The 14,036-nt window shown below is 70.1% G+C and carries 17 protein-coding genes; 8 read left to right on the top strand and 9 right to left on the bottom strand.

Annotated features, from left to right (window positions below; genetic code table 11):
- Window positions 1–5 precede the first annotated feature (5 nt).
- Complete coding sequence (locus tag AB0J58_RS00635; protein ID WP_364208287.1) at window positions 6–890, top strand: helix-turn-helix transcriptional regulator; 885 nt, start codon at window positions 6–8, stop codon at window positions 888–890.
- Here the strand turns inward: AB0J58_RS00635 and AB0J58_RS00630 are convergent.
- Complete coding sequence (locus AB0J58_RS00630; RefSeq protein WP_364208284.1) at window positions 827–1,810, bottom strand: RNA polymerase sigma-70 factor; 984 nt, start codon at window positions 1,808–1,810, stop codon at window positions 827–829. The two genes, AB0J58_RS00635 and AB0J58_RS00630, sit on opposite strands and share 64 nt — an antisense overlap.
- Complete coding sequence (locus AB0J58_RS00625; RefSeq protein ID WP_364208281.1) at window positions 1,807–3,012, bottom strand: FAD-dependent oxidoreductase; 1,206 nt, start codon at window positions 3,010–3,012, stop codon at window positions 1,807–1,809. Before AB0J58_RS00625 ends, AB0J58_RS00630 begins: the two co-directional genes overlap by 4 nt.
- A gap of 436 nt (window positions 3,013–3,448) precedes the next feature.
- Here AB0J58_RS00625 and AB0J58_RS00620 point away from each other — a divergent pair, with 436 nt between their 5' ends.
- On the top strand, window positions 3,449–3,811 hold the full coding sequence (locus AB0J58_RS00620) for a metalloregulator ArsR/SmtB family transcription factor (RefSeq protein WP_364208278.1): 363 nt from the start codon (window positions 3,449–3,451) through the stop codon (window positions 3,809–3,811).
- The gene (locus AB0J58_RS00615) at window positions 3,808–4,305 is read left to right on the top strand and encodes an SRPBCC family protein (RefSeq protein ID WP_364208275.1); all 498 of its coding nucleotides are present in this window, start codon (window positions 3,808–3,810) and stop codon (window positions 4,303–4,305) included. The genes AB0J58_RS00620 and AB0J58_RS00615 overlap by 4 nt, the downstream gene beginning before the upstream one ends.
- Before the next feature lie 89 nt (window positions 4,306–4,394).
- Here the strand turns inward: AB0J58_RS00615 and AB0J58_RS00610 are convergent, their stop codons facing one another.
- Entirely contained in the window at window positions 4,395–5,051 is a 657-nt protein-coding gene (locus tag AB0J58_RS00610; RefSeq protein WP_364208272.1) for a response regulator transcription factor, read from the bottom strand.
- Complete coding sequence (locus tag AB0J58_RS00605; RefSeq protein ID WP_364208269.1) at window positions 5,048–6,199, bottom strand: histidine kinase; 1,152 nt, start codon at window positions 6,197–6,199, stop codon at window positions 5,048–5,050. The genes AB0J58_RS00610 and AB0J58_RS00605 overlap by 4 nt, the downstream gene beginning before the upstream one ends.
- 224 nt (window positions 6,200–6,423) lie before the next feature.
- Here AB0J58_RS00605 and AB0J58_RS00600 point away from each other — a divergent pair, with 224 nt between their 5' ends.
- The gene (locus AB0J58_RS00600; protein WP_364208266.1) at window positions 6,424–7,110 is read left to right on the top strand and encodes a hypothetical protein; all 687 of its coding nucleotides are present in this window, start codon (window positions 6,424–6,426) and stop codon (window positions 7,108–7,110) included.
- A 261-nt stretch (window positions 7,111–7,371) separates the two neighbouring features.
- On the opposite strand, the gene AB0J58_RS00595 is transcribed toward AB0J58_RS00600, so the two are convergent.
- Window positions 7,372–7,989: a hypothetical protein gene (locus AB0J58_RS00595; protein ID WP_364208263.1), complete on the bottom strand. Its 618-nt coding sequence runs from the start codon at window positions 7,987–7,989 to the stop codon at window positions 7,372–7,374.
- 107 nt (window positions 7,990–8,096) lie between these two features.
- On the opposite strand from AB0J58_RS00595, the gene AB0J58_RS00590 reads away from it, so the two are divergent.
- Window positions 8,097–8,822, top strand: a complete 726-nt coding sequence (locus AB0J58_RS00590) for a MerR family transcriptional regulator (protein WP_364208260.1) — start codon at window positions 8,097–8,099, stop codon at window positions 8,820–8,822.
- Window positions 8,823–8,940: 118 nt separating this feature from the next.
- On the opposite strand, the gene AB0J58_RS00585 is transcribed toward AB0J58_RS00590, so the two are convergent.
- Window positions 8,941–9,483, bottom strand: a complete 543-nt coding sequence (locus AB0J58_RS00585) for a CGNR zinc finger domain-containing protein (RefSeq protein ID WP_364208257.1) — start codon at window positions 9,481–9,483, stop codon at window positions 8,941–8,943.
- A gap of 25 nt (window positions 9,484–9,508) precedes the next feature.
- Here AB0J58_RS00585 and AB0J58_RS00580 point away from each other — a divergent pair, with 25 nt between their 5' ends.
- A complete protein-coding gene (locus tag AB0J58_RS00580; protein ID WP_364208255.1) occupies window positions 9,509–9,697 on the top strand; it encodes a hypothetical protein in 189 nt (62 codons plus the stop codon).
- A 309-nt stretch (window positions 9,698–10,006) separates the two neighbouring features.
- Here the strand turns inward: AB0J58_RS00580 and AB0J58_RS00575 are convergent, their stop codons facing one another.
- Window positions 10,007–10,213 (bottom strand): hypothetical protein, encoded by a 207-nt coding sequence (locus AB0J58_RS00575; RefSeq protein WP_364208252.1) that lies wholly within the window; start codon window positions 10,211–10,213, stop codon window positions 10,007–10,009.
- 30 nt (window positions 10,214–10,243) lie between these two features.
- Window positions 10,244–10,975 (bottom strand): L,D-transpeptidase family protein, encoded by a 732-nt coding sequence (locus AB0J58_RS00570; protein ID WP_364208249.1) that lies wholly within the window; start codon window positions 10,973–10,975, stop codon window positions 10,244–10,246.
- A gap of 90 nt (window positions 10,976–11,065) precedes the next feature.
- Here AB0J58_RS00570 and AB0J58_RS00565 point away from each other — a divergent pair, with 90 nt between their 5' ends.
- The gene (locus tag AB0J58_RS00565) at window positions 11,066–11,752 is read left to right on the top strand and encodes a response regulator transcription factor (protein ID WP_364208247.1); all 687 of its coding nucleotides are present in this window, start codon (window positions 11,066–11,068) and stop codon (window positions 11,750–11,752) included.
- Window positions 11,749–13,524 (top strand): ATP-binding protein, encoded by a 1,776-nt coding sequence (locus tag AB0J58_RS00560; protein ID WP_364208244.1) that lies wholly within the window; start codon window positions 11,749–11,751, stop codon window positions 13,522–13,524. The genes AB0J58_RS00565 and AB0J58_RS00560 overlap by 4 nt, the downstream gene beginning before the upstream one ends.
- Before the next feature lie 136 nt (window positions 13,525–13,660).
- Here the strand turns inward: AB0J58_RS00560 and AB0J58_RS00555 are convergent, their stop codons facing one another.
- Window positions 13,661–13,825: a hypothetical protein gene (locus tag AB0J58_RS00555; RefSeq protein WP_364208241.1), complete on the bottom strand. Its 165-nt coding sequence runs from the start codon at window positions 13,823–13,825 to the stop codon at window positions 13,661–13,663.
- Window positions 13,826–14,036 lie beyond the last annotated feature (211 nt).

Below are 14,036 nucleotides of genomic sequence, written 5' to 3'. Positions count from 1 at the left end.
TCGGGATGTTCCTACGCTCTCGGCGCGAAAGAACGACCCCGCAGGACCTCGGACTGGAGCCCGGCCCCAGGCGGAAGGTCGAGGGACTGCGACGCGAAGAGGTCGCGACTCTGGCCGGGTTGAGCACCGACTACTACCAACGCCTGGAACAGGGCAGGAACGTGCGCCCCTCCGACGCGATGCTGAACTCCATCGCCGACGCGCTCGACCTGGACGAGGTGGAACGACGTCATCTGATGAGACTGGCGCAACTGACACGCAGGCCACGTCCGCCGGCCCTCCGTGCGGCGGACCGGGTGCCGAGGAACGCCAGGCTGCTGCTGGAGGCGATAGACCTGCCGGCGTTCGTGGCCACCCGGCACCTCGACATGCTCGCGTGGAACAGTCTGGCCGCGGCGCTGCTGGGCGATCCCCGCGAGCTTCCACCGGACCGGCGCAACGTCCTCCTCACCCTGTTCCACGAGGAGTTCCAGCCGCGATGCCCGGGCTGGGAAACCGCGGCGCTGGACTACATCGGCATACTGCGCGCCGCCGTCTCCACCGATCCCGATCATCCACGGGCGGTCGCGCTCGTGGGCGAACTGAGCATCGGCAACCCCGAGTTCCGTCGGCTGTGGGCACGACACGACGTCCGGGAAGGCGTCCACGGCACCAAGACCATCCAGCATCCGCGCGTCGGTGACATCGCCGTCGAATGGGACGCCTATCCACTGCAACCCCCGCCCGGACCACTGATGATCGTGTTCACCCCCAAGGCCGGGCACGAGGAGCGATTACGCCTCCTGAAAGTCATCACGGACGCCGGCGAGGACCGTGAACCGGAGCCTCACACCGCCCTCTCACCTGCCACGCACCCCGCCGACCGGGGCAGGCGACCGAGGCCGCGGTAGCCGCCGGACGAGACGTCGCGGACGGTCCCCTCGGCGATGGCTTGGAGTTTGTCCGGGTTGGCAATGTTGTGGATGGTGGTGATGCGACCGTCGGCATCGAAGTCGAAGGTGACAGTGGCGATGACGCGTCCCTGACCGCTGAACACCATGCCCGGCCCGCCATTGATCTCGACCAGTTCGGCGCTCATGTCGGCGGGCTCGACGCCCTGGTACGTGACCTTGCCGACGGCCGCGAACCAGGCGGCCACCGTCTGGGCGCCCACGACCGGACGCAGAGCCTGACGGACCTTGCCTCCCCCGTCGGTCCACAGCGTGATGTCCGGGGACAGCAGTTCCATGAGGGCGTTGATGTCGCCCCCGGTCGCGGCGGCGAGGAACCGCTCCGTGACGTCGCGCTGCCGCGACCGGTCGGCGGTGAAGCGCGGCCGCCGGGCCCGTACGTGCTCGCGAGCACGGTGCGCGGCCTGGCGCACCGCCGCCTCGGAACGCTCCACCGCCTGCGCGATCTCGGCATGACTGAAGTCGAAGACCTCCTTCAGCACGAACACCGCGCGCTCAAGCGGGCTCAGGGTTTCCAGCACCACCAACATCGCCGTCGACACCGACTCGGCGTTCGTGATGTCGTCGGCGGTGTCGCCGCTGGTGAGAATGGGCTCCGGCAGCCACGGCCCCACATAGGTCTCACGCTGGTACCGGGCCGAGCGCAGCCGCCGCAGAGCCAGATTCGACACGATACGCGCCAGATAGGCCTTGGGGTCGGCCACCCGCGAACGGTCGTCGGCCGACCATTTGATCCAGGCGTCCTGAACCGCGTCCTCGGCGTCGGCCACGGTGCCGAGGACGCGATAGGCCACCGAGAACAGCAGGTTGCGATGCCGGTCGAACACCTGCTGGTCGTGATCCGGGGGCGTGTGGGTCACCGCACACCCCGGACGCGGGTGAACCGGCCGCCACGAGGCCAGAACGCGCCTGAGGCCGGCAGCCTCTTCATGCGGCCGTAGGTCGGCCAGGGCGAAGCGGTCACCGTCTCCTTGTACCGTGCCGCTATGCGACCGGTCAGATACACCCGTCGGGGGCTGTCGTCGGGGTGGGTGAACTGGACGACCGCATCGTGCCGTCCCAGGCTCACCGGCGTGTGGTAGTAGCCGAAGCGGAACGGCTTGGGCCGCTTGCCGCCCAGCGCGCGGACGATCGACACCGCGGCGTGCACACCGGTCGGCATGCCGCCCTGGCAGGTGCCGTGCATGACGCCGTAGCCCTGGCGGATCGCGGCCGCGTCGCCCACGGCGTAGACGTCCGGGTGCGACACCGACCGTAGCGCCGCGTCGGTGACGATGCGGCCGCGCTCGTCGACGGTCAGGCCGGCGGCGGCCGCCAGCGGCGACACCCGCGTACCGCTCGTCCACAGGACGACATCGGCGGCGACGCTCTCCCCGCCCGCCAGTTCGATCGAGTCGGGCCGTACCCCCACCACCTCGATCCCGCTGCGCACCTGGACACCCAGGCGCGTGAGCGTGGCCCGCAGATACGCCTTCGGCCTGGGGCCCATGGCCGCGCCGGGCTCCTGCCGGCCCAGCAGCACGACGTTCAGCCCGGGGTGCCGCTCAGCGATCTCCGCGGCCGACTCGACGCCGGTCAACCCGCTGCCGCCGACCACGACCGTACCGCGGCCGAGCCGAGCCAGCCGCTCGGCCAGCACCTCGGCGTCCTGGGCACTGTCGAGGGTGTACGCGTGCTCCCCCACGCCCCGCACCGTCGTCGTGTCGGCCACGCCGCCCAGCCCGTACACCAGCGTGTCGTAGTGCAGCACCCGGTCGTCGTCGATCCGCACGATCCTCGCGTTCGCATCCATCGCCGTCACCCAGCCGCGCACGAACCGCGCCCCCGTGCCCTCCAGCAGCCTTGGGATGTTCATCTCGGCGACCCGCTGCCCGGTCGCCACGGTGTGCAGCCGCAACCGCTCGGTGAACCGCTCCTGCGGATTCACCAGGGTCACCCGCACGTCCTCGCGCCCCTTGGTCCGAGCCGCGAGCTGGATCGCCGCGGCCATGCCCGCGTACCCCGCCCCCAGGATCAGGACGCGGTGCGGGGCCGCCATGCCGGTCTCACGCCGTGTGGTCATCGTTGCGCCTTTCGCTTGGTGCGGACAACCACGGGATACGAGCCACCCACCGATCCGTGACATGCGATCGATGTGACACGCGACACAGTCACCTGGTCGGTGACACCGTGGGATCGAACACCTCCTTCAGCTTGACGTTGGTCCCGCAGTGGCCGCCGGGGTTCCCGTAGAGGTCTGCCGGTGACACCGCTTCGCGTGGAAGTGGTCGCCGACGGGGGCGATCTCGGTGGTGACGGCGCCGTAGCCCGAGCCGGTGAGGACCTTCTGGTGGTGTCAAGCGAGGTCGGAGCGGCCTTCCCCTGCCCGGACGAGTGGAAGTGGATCGCCGGGCGACACCGCGTGCCGATGTCGTCGCCCTGGGCAGGGTCGCGCGCCTCCCGGAAGACAGGTAAGGCGGGTATCGCCCAATGCGTAACCAACAGGTTACGCTTTACCGGTGGACGAGGTGGCGGGCGCGATCGCGGATCCCGTGCGGCGGGAGATCCTGCTGATGCTGCGGAACGAACGCCTCACCGCAGGAGAGATCGCCGGACGCTTCACGATCAGCAGACCCGCGGTGAGCCGGCATCTTCGTGTCCTCCGAGAGAGCGGGCTGATTCACGACGAACTTGTCGGTCGACAGCGGTTCTACGTGCTCGACGCCGAGCGGTTGAGCGAACTCGCCGAATGGCTCGCCCTGTTCACCCGCCCCTCCGGTTGGGAACGTCGCCTCGACGCACTCGAGACAGAGGTCTATCGAACCCGCCGTGAGCGCCGGGAGCGCGACACGGCAGACCCGGGAAAGAGGAACACCGCATGAGTCCCACACCTACCGGTCGACTGTTTCGCACCGGCACCGGAAGCGACCTGGTCCTCAGTCGCACGTTCCGCGCACCCGCCGAGGATGTGTGGGCCAGCATCACCGAATCCGACCGGACGGCCCTCTGGTTCGGGCCGTGGGAGGGCGAGGCGGCCCCCGGCCGGACAATCAAGGTGCAGATGGCGTTCGAAGAGCAGGCGCCGTGGTGCGAAATGCGGATCGACGCATGCGACCCACCGCGACGACTGGCCCTGTCGACGACTGATGAGTCCGGGACCTGGCGGTTGGAGCTGTCGCTGTTGGAAACGGATGGTTCGACGGAATTACGGCTCGTGCACCATCTCGTCAGCGAAGAGGGTATCGGAGAGATCGGTCCCGGCTGGGAGTACTACCTGGACATGCTCGTGGCTGCACGCGAAGGATCCCCCAGGCCCGACTTCACCGACTACCACCCTCCGATGAAAGGCTACTTCGACGAGTTGTCCACAAGCTGACATTCGACGGTGCCCGAGCATGCCGTCGAGGGCCTGGACCCGCGTGCCTCCCCACACCGAGGCGATGCGAACGGGCGGGGTTGCGATTTTCAGTCCTCACCGGGACGGATGAGTCCGCTCTGGTACGCGAAGGCGATGGCCTGTGAGCGGTCGCGCAGCCCGAGCTTGTCCAGCACCCTGCCCAGATGCGTCTTCACGGTGGTCTCCCCGAGGTAGAGCCGGGCGGCGATCTCCGAGTTCGACAACCCCCGGCCGACGAGGGCGAACACCTCGGCCTCCCGGCCGGTGAGCCGGTCCAGCGCCGGGTGCCGGGGCTGTGGCGCCGGTGCCCGCGTGTACCTGCCGATCACCGACGGGACCACCGCCGGATCGAGCAGACCGCGCCCCGCGGCCACCTCGCGCAGCGCCTCCAGCAACTGCTCGGGGGGTGACACCTTGAGCAGGAAGCCCGCGACCCCGGCGCGGAGCGCCCCGTCCACGATGGCCTCCTCGTCGAACGTGGTCAGCACCAGCACCTTGATCCCGGGATGCGCCCCGGCGATCGCGCGGGCGGCCGCGATGCCGTCGAGGCCCGGCATGCGGGCGTCCATGAGCACCACGTCGGGCCCGAGCGCGGCGGCCATCCGCACCGCCTCGTTGCCGTCGGCCGCCTCCCCGACGACGTCCATGTCCGGCTCGTCGGAGATCAGCATGCGCAGTCCGGCCCGCATGATCGCCTCATCGTCGGCCAGCAGCACCCGTATCATCGTGTCCCCTCTGCGAGCGGGAAGCGCGCGTACACCTCGAAGCCGCCCTCGGCACGCGGCCCGGCCCGCAACTCCCCACCGAACATGCCCACCCGTTCGCGCATCCCCACCAGGCCGTGCCCGCCGCCCGGCCCCGGTCCGGGCGCGGTGGTGCCCCGCCCGTCGTCCACCACCCGGACGCTGACTCCGGCCGGCTCGTACGTCACGGTCACCGTCGCGGCCGCCGCCTCCGCATGGCGCAACACGTTCGTCAACGCCTCCTGGACGATCCGGTACGCGGACATGTCGACACCCAGCGGCAACGAGATCGGCGTACCGGACACCGTGGACGTGGCCTGGAGCCCGGCCGAACGCACCTCCTTCACCAGGTCGTCGATCCTCCGCAGAGACGGAGGCGGAGCCAGCCGGTCGGCCTCGTCGGGACGCAGGAGGTCGACCACCTGGCGCAACTCGGTGACGGAACGCCGGCCGAGCTCCTCCACCTGCGACAACGCCTCATGCTCGACCGGCCGGTCGGCCAACCGGCGCCGTACCACCCCGGCCTGCATGGTCATCACGCTGACCGTGTGCGCCACCGCGTCGTGCAGCTCGCGGGAGATGCGGGCACGCTCCTCGGCCACCGCCGCCCGCGCCCGTGCCTCCCGCTCGGTGGCCAGCTCCGCGGCGAGCGCGGCCAGCTGGCGAGAGCGCGACTGCTCCCGCCGCAGCAACGTACCGAGACCCCAGGCGGCCCCCACCAGCGCGCCGAAGAAGACGAACTCCCAAACCCCCTCACCACCCCAGACGAGCGCGACCGCCGGAACCACGGCGGCGCACACCGATGCGGCGAGGGAACGACGAGGTTCGGCCCGGTAAGCCGCATGAACCACGAGCACCAGTTCGGCGATGAGCTGGGCCCCGCCCACTCCTTCCGCGCCGGTCAGCACCGCGTACGGGAACGACAGCATCGCCACGGACATCGCGGTGATCGGATAACGCGCCGCGAGCGGAAAGCAGAGCGCCAGCGCCAGGCCGAGCCCGACGACGGCGAGCCGGTCATCGGCGCCGCGCGGGTCGCCGTACACCTCGACCAACGCGAGGACGGCGAACAACACACCCGCCGCAGCGCCCGCGAGCAGCCATCTCCGGCGACTCCACGGTGTGCCCACGCCCACTCCTCTCGTCGTCGGCACACCGACGGTAACGAAAGGGACCGACCCGCGGATCAGACCTGAGAAGGACGGCAGAGGGTCGCGGGTCGTCTCCGGAGAGGACCCGGCGGCCGATGGGGTGACCCGGAATCGCATCTTGGACGGCCCGCTAGGCCGATCCGGCCGGCTGGCGCGCGCTCATAGCGTTACGGCAGCTCAAGAGACATCCGAAAGGACAAACCATGGACGCCACGTCCGCCGCCTCCGCTCCGCTGCGCCGCCTCGCCGGCGTCGCGCTCGTACTCGCCCCCGTCCTGATGTTCGGCGGCATGCTCACCTCGCCGCCGCAGGCGGACGACTCATCCGCAGGGTATCTGGCCTCGTTGGCCGCCGACCACGGGCTGTCGCTACTGTCGGCGAACCTGCTCCACTACGCCTGGGTGCTCATCGCGCTCGGCGTACCGGCGACCCTGACGCTGCTCCGCGGCCGGCGGGGCCGGAATCTGACGGCGACCGGCGTGGCACTGTCCATGTTCGGCGCCATCCAGATGTCCGGCATGCTGTTGTCCGACTGGTTCACCACCGTCATGCCGAACACGGTGCCGCTCGCCGACGCGGTGAAGGTGTTCGACACCGTCACGGCCGACCCGACCCTCGCCGTGTGGCGACTCACCGGAATCCTGTGCGGCGTCGCCATGCTCCCGCTGCTTTTGGCCGGGCTCGCCCGAGCGGGAGTGGTCGGTTGGTGGACAGTGCCGGTGATCCTGCTGCCGTTCGTGGCGGCCGCGATGCTGCCCGCGGTCGTGGGCGCTGTGGTGGCCTTGGCCTGCTACGCGCCGCTGGTGCTTGTGGGGGTGCGGCTCCTGCGCCGCTCAGCCGCGGACGTGGTCCGGGCGGAGGCGCTGGCCGCATCGGCCCCGGCCACTTGAGCGAAACGAGGAGCCGGCGCCGCTGAGACGTCGGTTTCCTCGTGTATCGCTTGCCGCAACTCGGGGCCCACAGTGTTGTTCGCGGCCATCGCCTTCCTCTCCTTCGATCTTGTACTTCGCACTCGAAGGAGCACGCGACGGCCGTCCTCGTTTCACGACACCACACCCGATACCTGGGGAAACTCGTACACCACCTCCGTGGACGCGACCCCTCGCTCAGAGCCGCCCAGGCAGAAGGACGTACAGGTTCACGGGCGCCGGTCACCGGTCGCGCAGGTACCGCCAGCCCAGTGCCCCGTACCAGATCATGATCGGCAGGTGGAGGGCGTACCCGAGCTGTTCCAGCGCCACCGTCGGCCCATCGGTCCCGGTCGTCCACGGAAGCGCGACCGCGGCCAAACCCGAGATCGCGGCGACCGCACCGGCGATGCGGAGCCCGGTCGGCATCGGGACGCCGACCGCTGCGGCGGCGGTGGCGGCGACCCACAGCAGCCCGGCCAGGTTGACCGCCCACTTGGCGGTGAGCAGCACCGCCCAGGCCACGGTGGCGACCGCCGGGGCGGCGGGGTCAGCGGCCAGCTGGGTCAGCGCCAGGTTCCCGGCGTCATGAAGCAGGCCTGCCAGCCCGGCGGCGGCCAGCAGTCCGCCGGCCAGCGTCACCAGGTGCGGTCCGGGCGCCTGGGCGGAGCGAGCGGACATCACGAGCCCGGCCGCGGTCAGTGCCAGCCAGCCCAGCACGTCGAAGGCCAGCTCGGTCAGATGCAGCCCGAACCGCTCACCCACCGCGGCCAGCACAGCATCGGGCTCGGCTGAATTCAGGGTCAACCCCGATGGCACCACGATGGCCGCACCGGCGATCATGGCCACTAACGAGGTCAACAGCAGGACACCAACAAGCCGGGTCCGAGGGTTCGAATCGGTCATGGACGGTGACGGTAGGACCTTGCCGCAGGGACAAAGTCAACATGCCGTAGAGAGGAGCCAGGGTGTGGCGGATCGGGCAACTGGCACACATGGTTGGCGTATCCGAACGGACCCTGCGCCATTACGACAGGATCGGACTGCTGCCTCCTGCCGCGGTAGACGGCTCCACCGGCTATCGCCGGTACGGCGTGGCCGAGCTGTCACGGCTGGAACGCATCCGCGGCCTGCAACGCCTCGGCCTGCCGCTGCGCCAGATCGCCGATCTGCTGGACGCTCCCGAGGCACAGCTGCGACAGGCCCTGACCGAGATCGTGGCGGGCATCAAGCGTGACATCGCCGCTTTGGCCGCCACTGCGGCTCATGCCGAGGACCACCTCACCACGCCGATGTCGATCCTGCCTCAGCAGACCGCGATGAGATCGCGCCGCCTACGCGTACGCCGACTGCGTCTCGATCATCCATCCGAGCTCGCCGCCGTGTGCCCGGCACCGCCGGCGACCCTGCTGACCTGGCTGCGCGGGCAGCCGACCGGCGGGTTCACGGCGGCGGTGACCACCGATCGCGACGGCGAGCGACTCACCCTGCCCGCTCGCGCCGTCGTGCGAGCCGTCGTTCCGCCTTCCACAGACGTGGTCCACGCCGGGCAGGACCTGTTCGGCTGGTTGCACCGCCACCACCTGGCCATCACCGGCCCTACCGTGGAAGAACACCTCCTCGACGCCGACGGTGTCCACGCCGTCGTCCTTGAAGTGTCCGTACACCCCCGACGACACCCCCCCTCGGCCTGACCGCTCCTCACACGCCTCCCGCTCGCCGAATCGGGGCCGGACACGCCCAGTCGACGGGGCACCTGACCTGACGTTGGTGTCACCGATGCCGCGGTAGTCGGTGGCCGCCCGCAGGGGTTCACTGTCGATTCACCGGAGAAGGAGGAGCGTGCCGGGCCCGGTGCCGCCGCACCGCGTCCCGGTTGGCGCAGCGCGGCGAGCAGTAGCGTTGCCGGCCGCTCCGCGAGACGTCCGCGTAAACCAGCCCGCAGCCGTCGCGCGCGCAGCGCGCCAGCCGCGACATGCCGCGCCCCGTCAGATGCAGGGCGGTGCCCACCGCGACCAGCGCGCGCAGCACGCCGCCGAGCGACAGGCCCGCGTCGCGATAGTGCAGGTGCCAGCCGGTTCCGGCGTGGTCGGTGACGCGGGGATACGCCGCCGAGGTGGCCAGCAGGTCGTTGAGCAGCGCGACCCGTGCGCGCTCGTCGCGGGTGTCGACGATCTCGCACCACTGCTCGGCCAGGTCGAGCGCGGCGGCCAGGTCCGCCTCCCCCGGGGGGCGGTCGATGACGAGGCCGGCATCCGCGCACCGTTTCACCAGGTCGTCGAGGGACGCGGGCGGGAAGTTGGTCAGGTCCGCCATCAGAAGGACCGCGTCCGCTCCGTAAGGGTTGAGATGCACAATGCCATTACAGCACGCTGGACCCATGAACGACCACGACGGACATGACTGGCACACCCGCTCCCACCACCACACCAGCGAAGGGCCGGTGCGCTACCAGACCTGCCGCTGCGGCACCTGGCGGGTGCTGTGCGGGGCCCTTGACCCGCCCGCCGCGGCGGTGGTGGCGTGGAGCGCCCGGCGGAACGCACCGTCCGGCCGGGCGCGCCGCTGACCGGCGCATTCTTTTCGACCTGGCCACGGACCCACAGCAGCAGGAGCAATGCGTGGCGGGTGCGGGCCACTTCCGGCGCTGCCGGTGTGACTCCTGACAGATGTGTCCGCGCGGGGTCTTCTTGGTGGCTTCTGTCGGCCCCACGGGGCGCGTGGGCCGTGCGTGCTCGGGCCGGCCGGAGAGCCGCGGCCGGGTACGCAGAGATGGCCCGGTCGCTGACGCGACCGCGGGCAGGAGAGGACCGTCATGAGCCCGCAGGCGCCGAGATGCGTCGCCGCAGGCCCCGGGAACTGCGGCGACGCTCCATGATCAGCCGGTGTAGGCCGGCTTGACGACGACGGCCTCCTTCGGGCCCGGCACCGGCTCCTCGACCATGGGCCGCTGCTCGGCCGGGACCGGGGAGGGCGAGGCGGACGGCTGCCTGGGATCGGCCGCGGCCGTACCCGAAAAGCCTGTGAGGCCCGCGGCCAGAGCCAGCGCCGCGCTGAAGCCGATGAGCGTGGCTTTGATCTTCATATGGACTCCCCTGTTCATTCGAGTCGGGCCTCAGCCCTTGATGACGACCGGAGTACCGGTCGCCAGGTTCTTCGCCATCCACCTGATGTCGTCGTCGCCGACCCGGACGCAGCCGTGGCTGGCCCGTGTGCCGATGGCGGACGGCTTGTTCGTCCCGTGGACCGCCAGCTGGCCCGGGCCTCCGGCGAAGCTCTTCAGCACGGGCGAGAAACCGCTCAGCCCGAAGGCGTAGGCGCCGTAGGCCCCACCGTCATCGACGGGTTTCACCAGCTCGGTGAAGAAGTAGCGGCCTGGCGGCGTCGGCGTCCCCGCTTCGCCCGTCGCGACCTTGCCCGTCCTGACGGCCCGGTCGCCGTCGTAGACCGTGAACCTGAACGCCCCGCGATCGATCTCCACCCGGTAGGAGGTCTCCGCGAGCGTCACGTCGGTGGCCTTGATCCAGCCCTTGCTGCCGTTCGGCCGGACCGGCAGCAGCACCTGGAGCCACTCACCCTCGTCACGGTCCACCAGGAAGACCCGCGTCGCGCCGTAGTCGTTGGGGCTCGTGATCGTCCGCTGGGCCACCCCCTCCCTGTTCCGGTAGACCGTGATCCGAGACCCCTTGACGCTCGCGATCTTCGATCCGACGCTGCTCGCCGGCCCCGACCGCGCGCCACCGCTCGGAGGCTCATGCCGTACGGCACTGCGCGCGCCGGCCGCACAGCCGGTCAGCAGGAAGACGAGCGTCGCCGCGGCAGCCGTACGGAGCAGGTTGGTTCTCACCCGCCGCAGCCTGGCGACAGAATGTGTGAAACCTGTTTGGTTGTCATGCAGATCCCATATGCGCCCCTGGCATGCGCATAGCCTCAGGTCATGTGCGCGTACGTACTGGTCGCCGAGGACGATCCCAAGCAGGCCGAACTGCTCAGGCGGTACCTGGAGCGGGAGGGTCACGAGGTCCTCGTCGTGCACGACGGGCGTTCCGCGATCGACGAGGCCCGGCGGGCGGATCCCGGTCTCGTGGTGCTCGACGTGATGATGCCGAAGGTCGACGGGCTGGACGTCTGCCGGGTGCTGCGTGCCGAGTCCGACCTGCCGATCCTGATGCTGACCGCCAGGTCCACCGAGGATGACCTGCTGCTGGGGCTCGACCTCGGCGCCGACGACTACGTGGCCAAGCCGTACAGCCCCCGTGAGCTGATGGCCCGCGTGCGGACGCTGCTGCGCCGTACCGGCAAGTCCCAGGACGCCGATCGGCGGCTGTTCCAGGCGGGCGATCTCGTCGTGGACTCGGTCAGGCACACCGTCACCGCAGCGGGCACGCCGGTGGAGTGTACACTCGCGGAGTTCCGGATCATCGAGACGCTGGCCGCCGAGCCGGAGCGGGTGTTCACCAGGAAGCAGCTGCTGGAGCGCGTCCACGGCTTCGACAGGTTCATCACCGAACGCACGGTCGACGTGCACGTGATGAATCTGCGCAAGAAGATCGAGCCTGATCCGCGCCGCCCGGTCCGGCTGTTGACCGTGTACGGCGTCGGCTACAAACTGACCCACGCATGAGGTCGCTGTTCGTCAGGCTGCTCACGAGTTCGGCCGTCGTGGCGGTCTGCTCGATCACCGCGACGGCGTGGCTGGCCGCCAGCAGCACCTCCGGCGCCATCCAGCGCGAGCAGGGTCAGACGCTGGCCAGCGACGCCCAGATCAACAACAACCTGCTCGGCTACGCCTCCCGCCATCCGGACTGGTCGGGCGTCGCCGTCACCGTGCGCGATCTCGCCGCCCGTCACAGCCGTCGCATCGCGCTGACCACCGAGAAGGGCACCCTCATCGCGGACTCGGCGACCGCCGGGACCCCACTGCCCTCCAGGGTGTCGGCCGTCGTCGACCCGCTGGCCGTGGACGTGACCCTGGTGCCCGGGGCGGCCAGGGACCGGATCGATCCACGCGCGGTGGGTCCTTTCCTGTTGTCCGCCTCCGATCGCGCCCGGCTGGTCAAGGCCGCCGGCACCTATGCCACCTGCGTCGGCCGTACCGGGCAGGCCGTACAGATGAGCGTCTCGAACACCGGCCGGCCCATCGTGACGACGACCGGCAAGGAAGCCGACCAGGAGCCGCGCCCGGTGCCGCGCGAGGCCCCCATGGTGATGGACACCTGCGACGCCACCATCTTCAGCACGCCGACGCGCACCGAGAAGGCCGCGTTGAAACAGCTCAACCTCCTGGTCGGCAGGTGCCTCAAGGGCAGGAGCACGGAACGGGGCTCGGTCGGCCTCGACTTCGCCTGGGTTTCCAAGAAGAAGCAGCCTCCTGGCGCGGAACCCGATCAGACGATCTCGTCCTGCATCGTCACCGCCCGCAAGGAGCAACTCGATCCCTACGTCGCCCCCGCGGCCTACCTGTACATCGGCTCCCCCGCCGAGGCCACCAGCCAGCGCATCCCGCTCCCCTCGATCGCCGGCGCCGCCCTCCTCGTGCTCGTGCTGACCGTGGGCGTGAGCGTCATGGCGGCCCGGCGCCTGGTCAGGCCTGTCAACGCGCTCACCCACGCCGCGCGACGGATGCGTGACGGGGACAGCTCCGCCCGCGTCACGGTCAGGACGACCGGCGAGATCAGCGAGCTCGCCACGGCGTTCAACGAGATGTCGGAGCACCTTCAGCGCATGGAGGAGCAGCGCAAGGCCATGGTCAGCGACGTCTCCCACGAGTTGCGGACCCCGCTGAGCAACCTCAGAGGGTGGCTGGAGGCAGCCCAGGACGGCGTCGCCGAGCTGGACCCGGCGCTGATCGCCTCGCTGGTCGAGGAGATCCTGCTGCTGCAGCACATCGTCGACGACCTTCAGGAGCTCGCCCTCGCCGACGCGGGCAAACTCCGTCTGCACGTCGAACCCGTTCACCTCGGCGACCTTCTCGACCAGGTGGCCACCGCTCACCGAGGCCGGGCCGAAGCCGCGGGGCTCACACTGACCACCGCCGTCATCGATGACCCCTCGCTGACCGCGGATCCGGTACGGCTCCGCCAGGCCGTCGGCAACCTGGTCACCAACTCCCTGCGCTACACGCCACGCGGCGGGCACATCACGCTGGACGCCCGTCAGGATGGCGACCGGGTCGTCATCGAGGTGACCGACACGGGGGTCGGGATCCGCGCCGAGCACCTCCCCCACGTCTTCGACAGGTTCTGGCGGGCCGAGAAGTCCCGCAACCGGCGGACCGGGGGCAGCGGGCTCGGGCTCGCCATCGTGCGCAACCTGGCCGAGGCGCACGGCGGCACAGCCACGGCCACCAGCGTGCCAGGCGTCCGCACGACGTTCACCCTGCGCCTTCCGTCGTAGCGAGACCCGAACCAGGCGGGTGACCACTCCTGGCCCGACTCAGCCTTACCAAAGTGGACGAGACGCAGGGTATGTGTACGCATGTCCCGCCCGTCGTCCGAAGGCGGGACCGCGACCCGGTCACCGCGCTTCGGGCTCACGCTGAGACCTCTACCGGCCCGTAGTCGCCGCTTGTGGCCTTGCGAGCCTGGGCGTAATGGGCGGGGTCGGCCTTGATCCGAGCGGTCGCCCGCCAGCCCACGATGACTTCCTGTGCGGTGACATCGACATCGAGTTCCGCGGCGTCGGAGAGCGCCTCCACCAGTTCGAGCCCAATGACGCGCCGCCGCGGTCATCCGCACCGTCGCCACCGCCCACCCGCGCTGCCTCCACGATGAGGGCAGCAGCCGCTCCCGGTCTTGTAATTTTCACACATACATGATCACAAACGGCACTCTCATTGCACCATATTCCCGTCACGAGATCGATCAGAGTGGGGCACATTGTCCCAGCTCACCCCGCAAATGGCGGCT

It is taken from the genome of Streptosporangium sp. NPDC049644 (assembly GCF_040675205.1).
Classification (GTDB): domain Bacteria; phylum Actinomycetota; class Actinomycetes; order Streptosporangiales; family Streptosporangiaceae; genus Streptosporangium; species Streptosporangium fukuiense.
This window is presented reverse-complemented; position numbering and strand designations above follow the sequence as displayed.

Bases quoted from the DNA above. Each gene is read 5' to 3' on its own strand.
- AB0J58_RS00635 (WP_364208287.1), top strand. From the start codon at position 6: ATGTTCCTACGCTCTCGGCGCGAAAGAACGACCCCGCAGGACCTCGGA.
- AB0J58_RS00625 (WP_364208281.1), bottom strand. From the start codon at position 3,012: ATGACCACACGGCGTGAGACCGGCATGGCGGCCCCGCACCGCGTCCTG.
- AB0J58_RS00615 (WP_364208275.1), top strand. From the start codon at position 3,808: ATGAGTCCCACACCTACCGGTCGACTGTTTCGCACCGGCACCGGAAGC.
- AB0J58_RS00610 (WP_364208272.1), bottom strand. From the start codon at position 5,051: ATGATACGGGTGCTGCTGGCCGACGATGAGGCGATCATGCGGGCCGGA.
- AB0J58_RS00600 (WP_364208266.1), top strand. From the start codon at position 6,424: ATGGACGCCACGTCCGCCGCCTCCGCTCCGCTGCGCCGCCTCGCCGGC.
- AB0J58_RS00580 (WP_364208255.1), top strand. From the start codon at position 9,509: ATGAACGACCACGACGGACATGACTGGCACACCCGCTCCCACCACCAC.
- AB0J58_RS00575 (WP_364208252.1), bottom strand. From the start codon at position 10,213: ATGAAGATCAAAGCCACGCTCATCGGCTTCAGCGCGGCGCTGGCTCTG.
- AB0J58_RS00565 (WP_364208247.1), top strand. From the start codon at position 11,066: ATGTGCGCGTACGTACTGGTCGCCGAGGACGATCCCAAGCAGGCCGAA.
- AB0J58_RS00560 (WP_364208244.1), top strand. From the start codon at position 11,749: ATGAGGTCGCTGTTCGTCAGGCTGCTCACGAGTTCGGCCGTCGTGGCG.